18 protein-coding genes and 1 pseudogene are annotated in these 15,501 nt (G+C 69.4%); 6 read left to right on the top strand and 13 right to left on the bottom strand.

Annotated features, from left to right (window positions below; translation table 11 throughout):
* Positions 1–11 precede the first annotated feature (11 nt).
* Positions 12–590, top strand: coding sequence for a dTDP-4-dehydrorhamnose 3,5-epimerase family protein (locus ABFX54_RS01485; protein ID WP_346101018.1), 579 nt, complete (start codon positions 12–14; stop codon positions 588–590).
* 23 nt (positions 591–613) lie between these two features.
* Here the strand turns inward: ABFX54_RS01485 and rfbD are convergent, their stop codons facing one another.
* Positions 614–1,465 (bottom strand): dTDP-4-dehydrorhamnose reductase, encoded by an 852-nt coding sequence (gene rfbD / locus ABFX54_RS01480; RefSeq protein WP_346101017.1) that lies wholly within the window; start codon positions 1,463–1,465, stop codon positions 614–616.
* Between the two features lie 25 nt (positions 1,466–1,490).
* Positions 1,491–2,456, bottom strand: coding sequence for a dTDP-glucose 4,6-dehydratase (rfbB, locus tag ABFX54_RS01475; RefSeq protein ID WP_346101016.1), 966 nt, complete (start codon positions 2,454–2,456; stop codon positions 1,491–1,493).
* Positions 2,457–2,605: 149 nt separating this feature from the next.
* Between rfbB and ABFX54_RS01470 the strand changes: the two are divergent.
* A pseudogene (locus ABFX54_RS01470) lies at positions 2,606–3,843 on the top strand (RNA-guided endonuclease InsQ/TnpB family protein).
* Here ABFX54_RS01470 and ABFX54_RS01465 read toward each other — a convergent pair.
* From ABFX54_RS01465 to ABFX54_RS01430, 8 genes are all read right to left on the bottom strand, one after another.
* Positions 3,833–4,900, bottom strand: a complete 1,068-nt coding sequence (locus tag ABFX54_RS01465) for a glucose-1-phosphate thymidylyltransferase (RefSeq protein WP_346101015.1) — start codon at positions 4,898–4,900, stop codon at positions 3,833–3,835. The pseudogene ABFX54_RS01470 and the gene ABFX54_RS01465 sit on opposite strands and share 11 nt — an antisense overlap.
* A 2-nt stretch (positions 4,901–4,902) precedes the next feature.
* On the bottom strand, positions 4,903–6,357 hold the full coding sequence (locus tag ABFX54_RS01460) for a sugar transferase (protein ID WP_346101014.1): 1,455 nt from the start codon (positions 6,355–6,357) through the stop codon (positions 4,903–4,905).
* A gap of 333 nt (positions 6,358–6,690) precedes the next feature.
* Complete coding sequence (locus ABFX54_RS01455; protein ID WP_346101013.1) at positions 6,691–7,041, bottom strand: hypothetical protein; 351 nt, start codon at positions 7,039–7,041, stop codon at positions 6,691–6,693.
* A 57-nt stretch (positions 7,042–7,098) separates the two neighbouring features.
* Positions 7,099–7,743, bottom strand: coding sequence for a GntR family transcriptional regulator (locus ABFX54_RS01450; protein ID WP_346101012.1), 645 nt, complete (start codon positions 7,741–7,743; stop codon positions 7,099–7,101).
* Positions 7,740–8,648, bottom strand: coding sequence for a DMT family transporter (locus ABFX54_RS01445; protein WP_346101011.1), 909 nt, complete (start codon positions 8,646–8,648; stop codon positions 7,740–7,742). The genes ABFX54_RS01450 and ABFX54_RS01445 overlap by 4 nt, the downstream gene beginning before the upstream one ends.
* A gap of 33 nt (positions 8,649–8,681) precedes the next feature.
* The gene (locus tag ABFX54_RS01440; protein WP_346101010.1) at positions 8,682–9,065 is read right to left on the bottom strand and encodes a hypothetical protein; all 384 of its coding nucleotides are present in this window, start codon (positions 9,063–9,065) and stop codon (positions 8,682–8,684) included.
* A 70-nt stretch (positions 9,066–9,135) separates the two neighbouring features.
* Positions 9,136–9,663: a GNAT family N-acetyltransferase gene (locus ABFX54_RS01435; RefSeq protein WP_346101009.1), complete on the bottom strand. Its 528-nt coding sequence runs from the start codon at positions 9,661–9,663 to the stop codon at positions 9,136–9,138.
* A gap of 11 nt (positions 9,664–9,674) precedes the next feature.
* Positions 9,675–10,046: an MmcQ/YjbR family DNA-binding protein gene (locus ABFX54_RS01430; RefSeq protein WP_346101008.1), complete on the bottom strand. Its 372-nt coding sequence runs from the start codon at positions 10,044–10,046 to the stop codon at positions 9,675–9,677.
* A gap of 107 nt (positions 10,047–10,153) precedes the next feature.
* Here ABFX54_RS01430 and ABFX54_RS01425 point away from each other — a divergent pair, with 107 nt between their 5' ends.
* From ABFX54_RS01425 to ABFX54_RS01415, 3 genes are read left to right on the top strand one after another with little or no spacing between them, the layout of a single operon-like run.
* Positions 10,154–10,936 carry a hypothetical protein gene (locus ABFX54_RS01425; protein ID WP_346101007.1) on the top strand — a complete coding sequence of 261 codons (783 nt, stop codon included), beginning with the start codon at positions 10,154–10,156 and terminating at the stop codon, positions 10,934–10,936.
* On the top strand, positions 10,858–11,526 hold the full coding sequence (locus ABFX54_RS01420; RefSeq protein ID WP_346101006.1) for a DUF4166 domain-containing protein: 669 nt from the start codon (positions 10,858–10,860) through the stop codon (positions 11,524–11,526). The genes ABFX54_RS01425 and ABFX54_RS01420 overlap by 79 nt, the downstream gene beginning before the upstream one ends.
* Positions 11,527–11,553: 27 nt before the next feature.
* Positions 11,554–12,216, top strand: a complete 663-nt coding sequence (locus tag ABFX54_RS01415; protein WP_346101005.1) for a TetR/AcrR family transcriptional regulator — start codon at positions 11,554–11,556, stop codon at positions 12,214–12,216.
* Here the strand turns inward: ABFX54_RS01415 and ABFX54_RS01410 are convergent.
* From ABFX54_RS01410 to ABFX54_RS01400, 3 genes are all read right to left on the bottom strand, one after another.
* Positions 12,161–12,580: a VOC family protein gene (locus ABFX54_RS01410; RefSeq protein WP_346101004.1), complete on the bottom strand. Its 420-nt coding sequence runs from the start codon at positions 12,578–12,580 to the stop codon at positions 12,161–12,163. The two genes, ABFX54_RS01415 and ABFX54_RS01410, sit on opposite strands and share 56 nt — an antisense overlap.
* Before the next feature lie 143 nt (positions 12,581–12,723).
* Entirely contained in the window at positions 12,724–13,461 is a 738-nt protein-coding gene (locus ABFX54_RS01405; protein ID WP_346101003.1) for a polysaccharide deacetylase family protein, read from the bottom strand.
* A gap of 79 nt (positions 13,462–13,540) precedes the next feature.
* Positions 13,541–14,467 (bottom strand): MBL fold metallo-hydrolase, encoded by a 927-nt coding sequence (locus ABFX54_RS01400; protein ID WP_346101002.1) that lies wholly within the window; start codon positions 14,465–14,467, stop codon positions 13,541–13,543.
* A 249-nt stretch (positions 14,468–14,716) separates the two neighbouring features.
* Here ABFX54_RS01400 and ABFX54_RS01395 point away from each other — a divergent pair, with 249 nt between their 5' ends.
* On the top strand, positions 14,717–15,439 hold the full coding sequence (locus tag ABFX54_RS01395; protein ID WP_346101069.1) for a DUF5753 domain-containing protein: 723 nt from the start codon (positions 14,717–14,719) through the stop codon (positions 15,437–15,439).
* Positions 15,440–15,501: the final 62 nt, after the last annotated feature.

Here is a 15,501-nt window from a genome sequence, read left to right as displayed (position 1 = left end):
ACTGTCGGACCATGGATCCCCTCGGCATCGATGGCGCCTGGCGCCACACGCCGCGCGTCCACACCGACCCCCGCGGCGCGTTCTTCGAGGCCTTCCGCGCCGCCGACCTGCCGCGGCGGTTCGAGCTGGCCCAGGTCAACTGCTCGGTCTCCGGCCACGGCGTGCTGCGCGGCGTGCACTTCGCCGACGTGCCGCCCGGGCAGGCCAAATACGTGATGTGCCTGTCCGGCAGCGTCATGGACGTCGTCGTGGACCTGCGCGTGGGCTCGCCCACGTTCGGCCGCTGGGAGGCCGTGACGCTCGACGACGAGTCGCGCACCGCCGTCCTCGTCGGTGAGGGCCTGGGGCACGCGTTCATGGTGCTCAGCCCGAGCGCCACGGTCGCGTACCTGTGCTCCGAGCCGTACGCGCCCGCTCGCGAGCACGGGGTCCATCCGCTCGACCCGGCCCTGTCGATCGGCTGGCCGACCGATGTCGAGCCGGTGCTGTCGGAGAAGGACGCCAAGGCGCCGACCTTGGAGGAGGCGCTGGCCGGCGGGCTGCTGCCCGACCACCGCGCCTGCGCCGAGTACTACGCGACGCTGCGCTGACGGCTTGCCGCTCTTGCCGGGTCTCACGCCACGCTCCGCTGACGGCTCGTCGCCAGCACCGGCCAGGCCGCGTGCAGGGCCTCGCGCCAGTGCCTGATCGGCTGCCACCGGGTGTGGGCCAGCACGCTGTTCGCCGGCCGCACCGCCGCCCGCGACAGCGCCGACGACGGCACCGGGCGCACCCGTCCCGGATCCTCGCCCAGCAGCGCGAAGATCTCCTTGGCGAACCCGCACCAGGTCGTGTCCCCCGAGCTCGTGCCGTGGTAAACGCCGGGCGGCAGGTCCGACTGCGCCAGCCGGACGAGATAGTCGGCCAGGTCGGCGCTCCACGTCGGCTGCCCGCGCTGGTCGTCCACCACGTCCACGCTCGACCGCTCCCCGGCCAGGCGGATCATCGTGCGGACGAAGTTGACGCCCCGCGCGCCGTACAGCCACTCCGTGCGCACCACGTAGTGGCCGTGCTCCAGCGCCGCCGTCTCGCCCGCCAGCTTGCTCCTGCCGTACGCGTTCACCGGCCCGGTCCGCGCGTCCTCCCCGTACGGCAGCGCGGCGGCGCCGTCGAAGACGTAGTCGGTGGACACCTGGACGAGCCTCGCCCCCACGAGGTCGCACGCCTCGGCCAGCCAGCGCACGGCGGTCCCGTTGACCGCCAGCGCGTCGGCCTCGTTCGCCTCGGCGTCGTCCACCGCCGTCCAGCCGGCGCAGTTGAGCACGACCCTGGGCCGGTAGGCGCAGACGAAGTCGCGCACCGCCCGCCGGTCGCGGACGTCCAGCTCGTCCCGGCCGAGCGCGAGCACCGGTTCGCCGGTCAGCGCGGTCCGGTCGAGGACGTCGCTCGCGAGCATGCCGCCCGCCCCCGTGATGAGCCACCTCATGCCGCCTCCAGGCATAAAAGAGCGATCACCGCGCCCACCAGTCGCGGTGCTCCGCGTACCAGCGGACGGTGTCCTTCAACCCCTGCTCGAACGGGACCTGCGGCCGGTAGCCGAGGGCGCGCAGCTTGCTGTCGTCCAGGGAGTAGCGGCGGTCGTGGCCCTTGCGGTCGGCGACGTACTCGACCATGTCCCAGTCCCGGCCGCAGGCTTCGAGCAGGCGCGTGGTGAGTTCCTTGTTGGTCAGCTCCGCCGTGCCGGCGATGTGGTAGACCTCGCCGGGTTCGCCCCGCTCCGCGACCAGGCGGATGCCCGCGCAGTGGTCGCGCACGTGGATCCAGTCCCGTACGTTGCCGCCGTCCCCGTACAGCGGCACCTTCCTGCCGCGCAGCAGGTTCGTGATGAACAGCGGGATGACCTTCTCCGGGTACTGCCTGGGCCCGTAGTTGTTGCCGCAGCGGGTGATCGAGACGTTCATCCCGTACGTGATCGCGTAGGCGCGCGCGATCAGGTCGCCGCCCGCCTTCGAGGCCGCGTACGGCGAGCGCGGCCGCACCGGCGCGGCCTCGTCCCACGAGCCGATGTCGATCGACCCGTAGACCTCGTCCGTCGACACCTGCACCACCTTCGGCACCTCCGCCTCCAGGCAGGCCTGGAGCAGGGTCTGGGTGCCGAGCGCGTTGGTGTGCATGAACGGCGCGGCGCCCTCGATCGAGCGGTCCACGTGGGACTCCGCGGCGAAGTTGACCACCAGGTCGTGCCCGGGGACGACGCGGGCGAGCAGCTCGGCGTCGCAGACGTCACCGTGCACGAACGTGTGCGCGACCCCGTCGAGGTTGGCCCGGTTGCCCGCGTACGTCAGCTTGTCGAGGACCGTGACGTCCAGGTCGGCCGAGGCGTCGGCGGGGGCGTCGGCGGGGGTCGTGTCGCGGAGGCTCCGGACGAAGTGGGAGCCGATGAATCCCGCACCACCCGTCACCAGAATTCTTGTCATCAGAAACCTCCGAGGAAACCCCCGCCTTCAGGCGGAGGAGGAACCGGACCCCTGCGGAGCAGGGCAGGAACGGGCGATTCGCCGCCGGCCAACCCGTCGTATCGAACAAGCACGCGAATTTTCCTTGATCGTTCGGTAGGATGCCAGGCGTGGCGCAGATCGTGAAGCGGGCTTACAGATACCGCTTCCACCCGCCCCCCGAGCAAGCCTCGCAGCTTGCCCGGACGTTCGGCTGCGTCCGCCTCGTCTACAACAAAGCCCTCGAAGAGCGCACCCGCGCCTACGACTAGGAAGGCAAACGGGTCTCCTACGCCGAGTCGTCGGCGACGCTCACACAGCGGAAGCGCAGCGGCGAGTTCGGCTTCCCGCGCGAGGTGTCGTCCGTGCCCTTGCAGCAGACGTTGCGCCATCTTCAAGCCGGGTTCGCGAACTTCTTCGCCAAACGTGCCAAGTACCCCACCTTCAAGTCCCGCAAGAAGGCGCGGGCGTCGGCGGAGTACACCCGCTCGGCGTTCCGCTGGCGCGAGGGCGAGCTGACGCCGGCGAAGATGGACGCCCCGCTGGCGATCGTGTGGTCGCGCCCGCTGCCAGAAGGCGCACAGCCGTCCACGGTGACCGTGAGCCAGGACGCCGCGGGGCGCTGGTCCGTGTCGATCCTGGTGGAGGAGACGATCGCCCCGCTCGCTCCGGCAGAACAGGCGGTGGGCGTGGATGCGGGCATCACCGCGCTGGCCACCCTGTCCACCGGAGAGAAGATCGTCAACCCCCGGCACAAGCGCCGCGACCGGCGCAAGCTCGCCAAAGCGCAGCGGGCGCTGTCCCGCAAGGAGAAAGGCAGCGCCAACCGGGCCAAGGCTCGGCTCAAGGTCGCCAAGGTGTACGCCCGCATCGCCGACCGCAGGACAGACCACCTGCGCAAGGTCACCACACGGCTCGTTCGCGAGAACCAGGTGATCGCCGTGGAAGACCTGACCGTCCGCAACATGGTTCGCAATCACTCGCTGGCCCGCGCCGTCTCGGACGCGGCCTGGCGACAGTTGCGGTCGATGCTGGAGTACAAAGCGCCCTGGTACGGGCGCACGCTGGTGGCGGTGGACCCCTGGTTCCCCTCCTCCAGGCTGTGCTCGGCCTGCGGCGCCGTGCGAGAGACGATGCCGCTGAACGTCCGGATGTGGCAGTGCGCCTGCGGCGCGGCCCATGACCGGGACGTCAACGCGGCCAGGAACGTGCCCGCCGCCGGGCCGGCGGAGAGCTGAAACGCCTGTGGAGCCGGTGTAAGACCTCAACGAGACTCCTCTCGGGCGGGCGACCGGCCGTGAAGCAGGAAGACCCATGGGCGACCGTGGGAATCCCCCTCCTTCAGGAGGGGGAGGATGTCAAGAACTGATCTGTACCTTGCTGTGATCGCCCAGTACGAGACGGTGGGCTTTGGGCGTGTTGGGAGCCGGCGTGATCTCGACGTCATGCCCGATCAGCGACGACTCGATCCGGCCGACCCCGGCGATGGAGGCTCTCGGCAGCACGATCGAGTACTCGATCTCGCTGCCGGTGATGGCGCAGGAGGCCCCGATCGAGGTGTACGGGCCGACGTAGCTGTCCTGGATCCTGGCGCCGGCGCCGACGATGGCCGGGCCCACGACGCGGGAGCGCTCGACCACGGCGCCCGGCTCGATCGCGACCCGGCCGATGAGCTCGCTGACCGCGTCCACCCGGCCCTGGACCAGGGGCTCGACCGATTCGAGCACCAGCCGGTTGACCTCCAGCATGTCGGTGACGTTGCCGGTGTCCTTCCAGTAGCCCGAGATGATCGAGGACTCGACGCGCAGCCCGGCCTCGATCAGCCACTGGATCGCGTCGGTGATCTCCAGCTCGCCCCGCCACGACGGCTTGAGCTCGGCCACCGCCTCGTGCACGGCCGGGCCGAACAGGTAGACGCCGACCAGCGCCAGATCGCTCTTGGGCCGGGCCGGCTTCTCCTCCAGGCCGGCCACGCGCCCCTCCGCGTCCAGCTCGGCGACCCCGAACTGCCGCGGGTCGGCGACCTTGGTGAGCATGATCTGCGCCGCCGGCCGTTCCCTGGCGAACCGCTCCACCACGTCGTTGATGCCGCCCACGATGAAGTTGTCGCCCAGGTACATGACGAAGTCCTCGTCGCCCAGGTAGTCGCGGGCGATCAGCACGGCGTGGGCCAGCCCGAGCGGCGCCTGCTGGCGCAGGTAGGTGACCTGCAGCCCGAACGCCGAGCCGTCGCCCACCGCCGCCTCGATCTCGGCGTGGGTGTCGCCCACCACCAGGCCCAGCTCCGTGATCCCGGCCGCGGCGATGGCCTCAAGGCCGTAGAAGAGGACCGGTTTGTTGGCAACCGGGACCAGTTGCTTGGCCGAGGTGTGCGTGATGGGTCGTAGCCGTGTGCCCGACCCCCCGGCGAGCACGAGTGCTTTCACCGCTAGTACGCCCCTTCTCCACGGGTGACGACGGACCAGGTCTTCCAGAGGATCTGCAGGTCGAGGATGAGCGACCAGTTCTCCACGTAACGCAGATCGAGACGGACGGACTCCTCCCAGGTCAGGTCGGAGCGTCCGCTGACCTGCCACAACCCGGTCATGCCCGGCTTGACGACAAGGCGGCGGCGGACGTCGGCGCCGTACTTGCCCACCTCTTCCGGCAGCGGGGGGCGGGGGCCGACGAGGGACATCTCGCCACGCAGGACGTTGAGCAGCTGGGGCAGCTCGTCGAGGGAGTATTTCCGCAGGAAAGCGCCTACCCGGGTGATCCTTGGATCGTTCCGAATTTTGAACAGCACGCCGTCGAACTCGTTGTCGTCGAGGAGGGCGCCTTTGAGCCTTTCGGCATCCACCACCATCGTACGAAATTTCACGACACGGAACTCTTTGCCGTCTTTGCCGACCCGTACCTGGGAGAACAGGGAGCCCCCGGGGCTGGTCAGCCGGATCACCAGCGCCAGCACCAGTAGCGGCAGCGCCAGGACCAGCAGCGCGACCCCCGCGACCAGCCGGTCGAACACGGCCTTCACGAACTGCCGCATGCCGTTGAACTCGGGATGCTCCACGTGCAGCAGCGGCATCCCCGCGACCGGCCTGATGCTGATGCGCGGCCCGGCCACGTCGAGCAGGGCCGGGGCCACGAACAGATCCGTGCGCGCCGTCTCCAGGCTCCAGGCCAGCCGGCGCAGCGCGGCCCCGTCGAGCTCGGGGCAGGCCAGCACGGCCACCGCGTCGGCTCGCTCCCGCTCCACCACGCGCGCCACGTCGCCGAACGAGCCCAGCACCGGAATGCCGTCCAGGTCCACGTCCATCGCGTTCTCAGGAAGGCAGGCTCCCACCACCCGCATTCCGTGATATGGCTGGAGCCTGAACTGCAGCACCAGGTCGAGGATCGACTCCCGGTGCCCGACCGCGATCACCTGGCGCATGTATTCGCCCACCGCTCTCCTTCGGTGGAGCCGCTTGCGCATGCGATAGCGGTAGTAGATCGTGGCCAGCAGCGCGAGCGGCAGCATGGCCATCACGAAGCTGCGCGCGATCACCGTCTGCGTGGCGTAGGCCATGATGGCGACGGCGGCCATCAACCCGACGCCGCCGTTGAACACCGCCTTGAACTCCTCCGTTCCCTCGCCGTTGGCGCGCTGGCGGTACGCGCCGCCCATCATGAGCGCGAGCGGCCAGGCGACGACCAGGCCGAAGCCCAGCACGAACTCGGCCGCGGGAATGTAGGCGCCGGCGATCAGCCGCACACCCAGCACGCACACGCAGGCGAACAGCGCGCACATCGTGTCCCCGGATAACAGGAGCCGTAGGTACGCACGCGTCCAGATGCTCGACGCGCGGCGCGGTACGGCCTCGAGGAGCACGGCGGCGGACTCCCCAGTCCCCACCCTCATAACACCATCCTGACAACTCTGTGCACCGCGATAACCGGACGTTCCTTGAGCCTCATGGGTTGACAGCTCCCACGAACAACAAGGGCGGCGGCCCCCACTAAAGAGTAAAGATCGATTCCGACCCGGGAAATACCATCAAATGTCCACAATCGGACGATTGATGGGCGGGCGAGGGGGTTGACGGAACGATCCATCAGTGGCAGCAGTACGCAGGTGGAATGCGAGTTTTGCCAGGATATTTCGTGAGGTTACCGTTATGCGAAACGATTAGTCGTACGCGGGATCACGGCTCGTCGTCCTCCGGATCAGAGCCAGTCGTACGCCCGATCAGGGCTAGTCGTACTCAAGATCAGGAAGCGCCGACGGCGGGTCCGGGCTGCGCCAGACCACCACGACCCCGTCGTGCGCGGAGTCGCTCGCCACCGTCAGCCGATCGAGGTCGAAATCGGGTAGATAGCGCAGGCGGGCCAGGAACGTGGCGTCCGTGGCCGAGCGCGGCACGACGCAGCCCTCGCCGTCGCGGTCGAGCAGGATGTAGAGGACGTCTTCCCCGGATTCGGTGACGACACGGACCTCCACCACGTCCTCCCAGGCGAGGGCTTCGACGCTACCGTCCGCGTAGTGACGAGTGACGCCCTCTTCCGTGACATACACGTAGGAGTCCGGCATCGGATTGCCGTGCATGGCCGCGATTCTTGCGAGTTACGGGGCAGTACCGCAAGGGTTCGCGCTCATTGGCGCTCACGCGGGGCCCGGGGGACGCTCCTCGCCGCCCCAGGAGTGGCTGAGATGGGCCGCCACCGCCGCCCGCGCGGCCTCCTCCGGCCCGTTCGCGATGGCCTCCAGCAACTCGCGGTGCTCGCGGACGAGCACGTCCCTGTCCTTGTAGACGGCACGCAGCCGGACCAGCCCGAGCCTGGTCTCGACGGCCAGCGCGCCGTAGAGCCGCTCCAGCCGCGGACTGCCGACCGCCTCGATGAGCGCCTGGTGCAGCGCCATGTGCTCGCCCACCATCTCCGACCAGGGCGCGTCGGCGGGCAGCGCGGCCATCCGGTCGAGCGCGGCCTGCGCCCCCGCCACCGTCCGGCCGGTCAGGGCCCGCGCCATCAGGTCCTCCAGGGGGCGGCGCACGTACATGAGATCTTCGAGGTCCGAAAGCGTCACCTCGGGGACATGAGCGCTGCGGTTGCGCTCGCGCCGCAGCACCCCCTCGCTGACCAGGACCGCCAGCGCCTCGCGGACGGTCGGCCTGGCCACACGGTAGGCCGCGGCGATCTCCTGCTCGGGCAGCGCGGTGCCGGGCGCGATCTCGCCGGACAACACCCTGCTGCGCAGGGCGTCGGCGAGCGCTCCCACGGTGGAGACGGGTCTGAGGGGCAAGGTCACGGCTGCGACTCTAGCTGCATTTCCGGTGTACGTTCCGGTACGGCCACAGCCACCAAACTAAGATCCAGCAGGACAAGCCCGGCGATCGACACCAGGGTCAGCCGCTCGCCCAGCACCACCAGACCGAGCAGCGCGGCGACGGCCGGCTCGGCCAGGGCCAGCGTGGCGGCCGTGGCCACGGGGGTGGTGCGCAGGCCGCGGCCGTACAGGAAGTAGGACAGGGCGGTGGTCCCGAGCCCGAGGTAGAGCACGGCGGCCAGGGCGCCGGGCGAGGCGATCCAGCCGGTCCCGCTGATCACCAGCACCGGCAGCATGATCAGCGCGGCTCCGCCGAACATGACGCCCATCACCGCGTTGGACTCACCGCCCTGCCCGATCGCCCGCGCCGCCGTGACCGCGTAGAACGCGTAGAGCAGCCCACCCAGCAACGCGAACAGCATCCCCGACACCACCTGCGATCCCGCCTGGATGCCCGCCTGCGCTCCCGCCGGGGCGTCGGCCTGGATGCCGCCGCCGATGATCAGTGCCGCGCAGCCGCAGACAGCGGCGGTGGTGGCCGCGGTCCATCGCCCGCTCGGGCGGCGGCCGTGCAGCAGCCACGACAGCAGCCCGGTGAACACCGGCCCGCTGCCGATCGCGACGACGGTCCCGATCGCGACCCCGGTGCGGCTCACGGCGGCGAAGAAGCAGAGCTGGTAGGCGGCCACCGCCACCGCGCCGAGCAGCAGCCCAGGGCTGAGCGTGCGGCGCAGCCCGGCCCCGGACAGCAGGCCGAGCGCCGCGCCGCCGATCACCAGCCGCGCGGCGGCCAGGGCCACAGAGTCGGCGCTGACGAGCAGGCCGGCTGTGCCCGCCGTGCCCCAGAGCACGGAGGCGCCGACGACGGCGAGCGGTCCATTCCTCATGGACTCATTGTCAGACAACCAGACACCGTTCGTCTAGTTGTCCGACAATTCTTCGAGCAGTCCGTCGATGACCCGCGCCGCCGGAGCCGTCACCTCTCCCGCGTAGTCGTCGAACACCGCCAGCCCGTCCTGGATCGTCTCCACGCTCTTGCGCGGCAGCTCCAGCAGCGACTCGCCCTCCGCGTCGATGCCGCCGTCCACGTGAAAGACGTCGCCGGCGGTCACGATGGACACCTCGAAGCGCACCTCGCGGCCGTCGGGCAGGATGACGACGGTGCCGACGCGGACGCCGGCCGGCGGGAGGAAAAGAGTGAAGCGCTCACTCCTGGCGAAGGGGTGGCGTAATTCCGCGAGAATCTCCGACGCCCGCCCCAGTGCCGCCAGCAGCCCGGCCGCGGCCAGACTCGCGCTGTCCATTTCGCAAAGGGTAGTTCAGCCCCACCCACCCTGACCAGGCTACGCCCACCCCACACGTCCCGGTTGTCGATCAATCCGTGACGAGGCGGGCGTGCCGTTCGACGTCGTAACGGACACCGTCGTAACAGATCTTGCTCCGCTCGATCCCTTCGGGCAGGAAGCCCGCCTTGGTGGCGACCCGGCAGGAGGCCGGATTGTTCGTCCGGTGGCCCAGCTCCAGCCGGTAGAGCCCGCGCTCCTCGAACGCCCACCGGGCCAGTAACTCGGTGGCCGCCGCCGCGACCCCCTGCCCCCTGGCCTCGGGCACCACCCAGTAGGACACCCAGCCGTTGTCGTTGCCGTCGATCCGGTCCACCGCGACATTGCCGACGACCCGCTCCCCCACCGTCACGGCGAAGGCGTGGCCGACACCGGACCAGGCGGCGATCCAGCCCGCGGCGTCCTGGAGGGTGAGCACGGGCAGCGGCGCCTGCGGCCGCAGATCGGGGGCTTGGAAGGCACGCAGCACGACGGGCGCGTCCGCCTCGGACCAGGGTCGTAGCCGGACCGGCGCGTCACCGTCGGACCAGGGACGCGGCCGTACGTTCACAGAAGTCACGTTGCCCGAGATTACGGCGCTTGCACCTTCTGCCCGATCGGGTGGGTCGCCTCGAACTTCTCGACGAGCGGCGTGGGCGCGGTCAGGCACCAGGCCTCGGCCATGAGCTCGAACAGCTCGTCGGCCTCGATCCGGTCGAGATGCACCACCACCCAGCCGAACCGCCCCGCCGTGAACTGCACCTCGAACACCTCGGGCCGCTCACTGACGAGCGCGATCTGCTCCTCGATCGTCGCCTTGAGCCCGACGGTCTCGGTCGCCTCCCACAGGTAGCCGAACCCCTTGCCGTGCACCTTGAACGCGACCCACTCACCGCCGTGGCCCTGCTTGACCTCGGGCAGCTCTTTCAGCAACTCCAGGAACTCATCGACGCTCACACCCATGCCGCCTGTGTACCAGAAGCGACCGACACTTCGAAGCCACTTGAGCGAGTGCTCAAATGACCGTAGTCTGCCGTTAAGCGTCCGCTCAACTTCCTGGCGGTGTCAGCATGCGCGTGTACGTCGAGACCCTGATCAAGGCCGACATGGAGGAGGTGTGGCAGGCCACCCAGGACCTGACTCAGCACCAGCGCTGGGACCTGCGCTTCGGCCGGATCCAGCCCCTGCCGGGCGGCCGGCTGCGCTACACGACGCTCGGCGTCTCCGGCACCGCCGTCGCCACCCAGAGCCGCCACCGCGCAGAAAGCACCACCGGCAGCCGTCATGGAGGCACCACCGCGAACCGCGCTGGAAGCACCATCGGGACCCGTACCGGAAACCGCGCCGGAAACCGTTCCGGAAGCCGCACCTCCGCACTCCGGTTCGGCTCGACGCACCCGCTCTCGCCCATCCGCTCCGGCTCCGGCTACTGGCGCTATCTCCCCGCCCCCGCCGGGGGTGTCCGTTTCCTCACCGGCTACCGCTACCGCCCGAACGTCCTGCCCACCCGCCTGATGTGGTGGGCCACGGCCTGGTCGTTCGACCGGCTGCGCCTGTGGTTGGAGACCGGCAGAACTCCGGAACGCCTCCTGCGCCAGGCCCTCGCCGAGGCCGCCCTGCGCACGGCCGCCGTCGCACTGGCCGCCTGCGTACTGCCGCCCCTGGCCGTCCTGGCGGTAGCCGCGCTCGCCCTGACCGTGCCACCCCTCCCCACCACACCGGCGGCCCGCCGCTGCCTGCGCCGCCCCCAGCAAGGAAACGGAGCGACCACGCCATGCCCTCGATCTTCGAACGCGCGCTCGGCCCCGGCTTCTCCCGCCTCCACCCCCAGCTCCAGCGCCGCTTCCGGGTAGGTCTGGACAGCGGCGAGGCCTGCGTCGGCACCGGCGTCATGCACCGCGTCTGGAACGCCGGCCTGGTCGTCCAGCCGTTCCTGGCCCTCGGCCGCCGCCGCAACATCCTGGTGGCGGAGACCGGCCACGACCTCCCGTTCCGGATCGAGAACTATCCGTACGCCGACTCGTACGGACGCGAGACCGTGACCTTCGTCCGCACCTTCCCGCACAGCCGCTTCGACGCCACGATGATCTACGACGAGACCAGGGCGCAGGTGCTCGACTACCTGGGCAGTCACCAGCACATCGCGGCCCCGCTCGCGCTCGCCGTGGACGACCGCGGCGGCCTGGTCATCCGCTCCGGCCGCCAGCGCCTGCTGGAGGGCCCGCTCGCCGTCCGCATCCCCTCCGCCGCCACCGGCACCGCCGTCGTCACCGAGCACTACGACGACCGGATCGAGCGTTTCAGGATCGCGGTGACCGTCTCCAACCCGCTGCTCGGCCGGATCTTCGGCTACTGGGGCACGTTCACCGCCGCGTACGTGGACGTCGCCGAGCACGGCGTGCCCACTAGCGTTAGGCCGAGACGGGAGGACGCCCGTCGCTGACCCGTCCCGACAAGCCCGGGGAACCTGGTGGCCGACACACGTACCAAGCTGCTCGACGCGGCGCTCGAAACGCTCAAGAAGCAGGGGATGGCCGGCGTCTCCGCCCGTACGATCGCCACCGCGGCCGGCGTCAACCAGGCCCTCGTCTTCTACCACTTCGGCAGCGTCGACCAGCTGCTCGCCGCCGCCGTGGAGCGCGGCTGCGAGCAGCGCATGATCCTCTACCGCGAGCGCTTCGCCGCCGTGACGACCCTGCGCGAGCTGCTCGACCTCGGCCGCGCGATCCACGAGGAGGAGCGCGCCGAGGGCAGCGTCGCGGCGCTGGCCCAGCTGCTGGCCGGCAGCCAGACCGACAGCAAACTCGCCCCGGCGGTGGTCGGCGGGCTGAACCTGTGGATCGGCGAGGTGGAGCAGGCGCTCGGCAGGGTGCTGGCGACCTCGCCACTGGCCGAGTTCGCGGACGTGTCGGGCCTGGCCAAGGCGACGGCGGCGGCGTTCGTCGGGCTGGAACTGTACGAGGGCGTCGACACCGACGGCGCCGCCCAGGCTCTGGACGCGCTTGAGGAGCTGGCGGTGCTGGTGACGGCCCTTGAGGACATGGGCCCGATGGTTCGCCGGGTCGTCCGTGCCCGGCTCACTCGTAGTATCGGACCTCGATCACGTTCCCATCGGGATCAGGAAAGTAAATAGTCTCCGGCGCGATTCCGCGGGCCCCGAAGGAATTGGTCCTGGTTCCGGTGACCTCCACGTCGTGCCGCTTCAGCCGTACCTGGAGCGCGTCGAAGTCCTCTTCGTTCACGGCCAGGCAGAAATGGTTCAACGGATGCCCGGCGCTGCCCCGTACACCGGTTCCCTCGTCCACGCCGCGCATGGCGTCATAGGACATCAGGTCGAGAATGGTGTCGGGCGAGATCCGCACGCTCGGAAAAGGCGCCGTCCCATGGCGGAACTGGTCGGCCCTGACTCCGGGGAGCCCGACCACCTGCTCGTAGAACTGCAGGGATAAGAGCTGATCGGAGACCCAGCAGACGAGGTGGTCCAGGCGTGCGCGCATTCAAGCACCTCCGTTTTCTCTCCAATATCGGCTGCGCGAATCGCCGTGTCTACCTGGCCGCCCGTAAGAAAAACGGAATCGGCGCCGGAACACGCTGAATTTTCCCGTCGGCGGCGGCCTTGACGGGTGTCATGAACGGCGGGTCAGCGCTGTCGCAGGGCGAGCAGTTCGGAGACGGTGACGAACCTGTATCCCTGCTCGCGCAGCTCGGTGACCAGACCCGCGATGGACTCACGGGTGGGGGCGCCACTGGCGTACCAGGGATGCAGCAGGATGATCGATCCCGGCCTGACCTCGTCGCGCACGGTCGTGACGATCTCGGCCGCCGTGGGGGTGGTGCCCGAGTCCGGCTCGATGTCCCACATGACCGTGTGCCGCTGGTGCTCGGACAGGTAGAGCGGCAGGCTCAGCAGCTTCTTGCCGGTCGGCGGGCGGAACACGATCTCGCCCTGCTGCCCGGCCGCGCGGATGGCCCGGTCGGTACGCTCGATCTCGTCGGCCACGGTGGACTTCGAGACGAAGACCATGCGCCGGTGGCTGTAGGTGTGGTTGGCGAGCTGGTGCCCCGCGTCCACCAGCGCCTTCGTCAGCCGCGGATGGGCCTCGACCTGGGAGCCGACGACGAAGAACGTCGCGTGCACCCGCTGCTGGGCGAGCAGGTCGATGATCTCACGCGTGTGCTCGTCGGGCCCGTCGTCGAAGGTCAGGGCGACGACCTTCTCGTTCGTCTCCACACGGTCGGTCAGCTCTCCCGCGAGCTGGAAACTTCGGGCGTTCATCAGCTGGTAGAGACCCGTGGCGGACAGGAGGACGACGACCGGGAGGAGCGCGAGCAGCAGCCTGACCCCTCGCCGGCGTACGGTCGTTGCGGCTGTCTTCATGGGTGATCATGGAACCACGAGCGGCGGGCGCAGGTGGCCTCTTTGCCCACGGAGGCCGGCCTTCGCCCGCGCAGGCGGGTCAGCGCTGGTGCTGCTCGGGCAGATAGCCTTCGCCGTGCGCCCAGACCATCACATTCGCCACACCCTCCCGCTCGAAGAAGTCGAGCACCTCCCGGTCCGAGTGACGCAGGCTGAAATGGGTCAGCACGAAGAGATTGTCCGGATGCGCGATGACGTACGGCTTGAGCTCGCTCCACACCGTGTGCCCCACGCGCCGCGCCCGATCCAGTTCGGCGTCGTCCAGATAGGTGCACTCCGTGATGATCACCGGATATTCGGACAGCCACCCGCCACGTCCGAGCGCGCCGGCGTGCGTGTCGCCGAGATAGGCGAACAACGGCCGCCGAACCTCCCGATCGACCGCCTCTCCGCGCTTCCTCCTGCCCGCGACCTCCCGGCCGAACGCACCCGGATCCAGCCTCTCCTTCAACGCCTCGATCTCCGGCAGGAGGGCCCGCCGGTTCTCGGCGACGCCGTACCCGACGCTGGGCACCTTGTGCTCGGTCTCCAGCACCCGTACCGTGTGCGACCCGTTCCGGCCGAAACGGAACTCCGCACCGGGCCGCACACCGTGCACGCGCGCCCCCGCCGCCCGAGCCGGCTCGAAGGCGGCGGCCTGGTTGAGCTCGGTCGTGGCGCGCAGATAGTCCCGTACGTACGGCAGCACCTGCTCGGGCACGTACATGTCGACCCCGGTCGCCCGCGTGGCCAGGAAGTCGAGGTCCTTGGAGTGGTCGAGATGCGCGTGCGTCAGCAGCACCGTGTCGACCTGCCGGCCCTCGGCCAGCCCCGCGTCGAGCGCCAGCTTCAGCTCCGGCACGTGGAAGAACGTCTTGTCGTTGGCGCGCGAGTAACCGGTGAGGGTCAGGGAGGCGCCCGGCATCCGCCACGTCTTCCACTGCCGGAACGGATGCCCACGCTCCAGCCGCTCAGGCTGCAAGATCATGGCGAGGAGAATAACCGCCCACGGGAGGCCAGGCCCATCGCTTATCCGACGACGACACCGACCGCCCAACCGCCCCGGACACCACCTCCACGCGCGAGCACCTGCCACCAACTCATCCTGCGCCGCTCCGGCCAAGACCAGCCCAGCCGCAGCCAACCCCAACCACCCCACGACATCAAAGGCCAATTCCGCCAGGTGCACCCCGACATGTCCGCGTACCGCGACCAACACGTCGCCTGAGTCGTCGGCATCTCCACCACGGACCTGCAGGCCCTGCTGCGCCAGTACGGCATCGCGGACGAAGATCCGCTCACGGCCCGCCTCATCGAGCTGGCCAGGGGCGCCCGAGAACGCGGCTGGTGGAGTTCGTACAGCAGAGAGCTTTCCAGCGACCCCGCCTATCTCGCCTTTCTCGGATACGAGTACGGCGCCTCCAGGATCAAGCACTTCGGCCTCGCGGTGATGCCGGCGCTGCTGCAGACCGAGGACTACGCCAAGGCGCTGACCCGCCAATATGTGAGCGAAGAGCGGGCTGACATGCTGGTCACCGTACGCATGTTGCGTCAGGAGAAGCTGCTCGAACGAGACCCCTCACCGGAGCAGGCGTTCGTTCTCGACGAAGGCGTCATCCGCCGTCGAGTGGGCCGGAGCATCGATCCCAAGATCATGCCCAATCAGCTGAAGCATCTTTTGGAGCTTCAGTCCTCCCGCCCCTACTTGACGGTCCAAGTGATCCCTTTCGAAGTCGGCGCTCATTTCGGCATGACCGGCAACTTCGCCGTACTGGAATTCGAAGGTGCGCTCGGTTCCGTCCTGTATCTGGAAAACTCACGCGGCGGCGCGCTCACCGTCACAGGCCGCGATCCGGAGATCGTCAACTACAACTCGGCGTTCGAGACGTTGCGAGAGACGGCGCTGACCCCAGAAGCGTCACGCGAGCTGATCGAGCGTGTCATTGCGGAAATGGGTTAACGGGTCATCCTTTGGTGTTCCCGCTGCGGCTCGATGGTGACGCCGTGACGCGAACTGGTCTT

Source organism: Nonomuraea maheshkhaliensis (genome assembly GCF_039529435.1).
In the GTDB taxonomy this organism is placed as follows: Bacteria; Actinomycetota; Actinomycetes; order Streptosporangiales; family Streptosporangiaceae; genus Nonomuraea; species Nonomuraea maheshkhaliensis.
The sequence above is the reverse complement of the archived record's forward strand: the minus strand, read 5'-3'. Positions and strand labels throughout refer to the sequence as shown.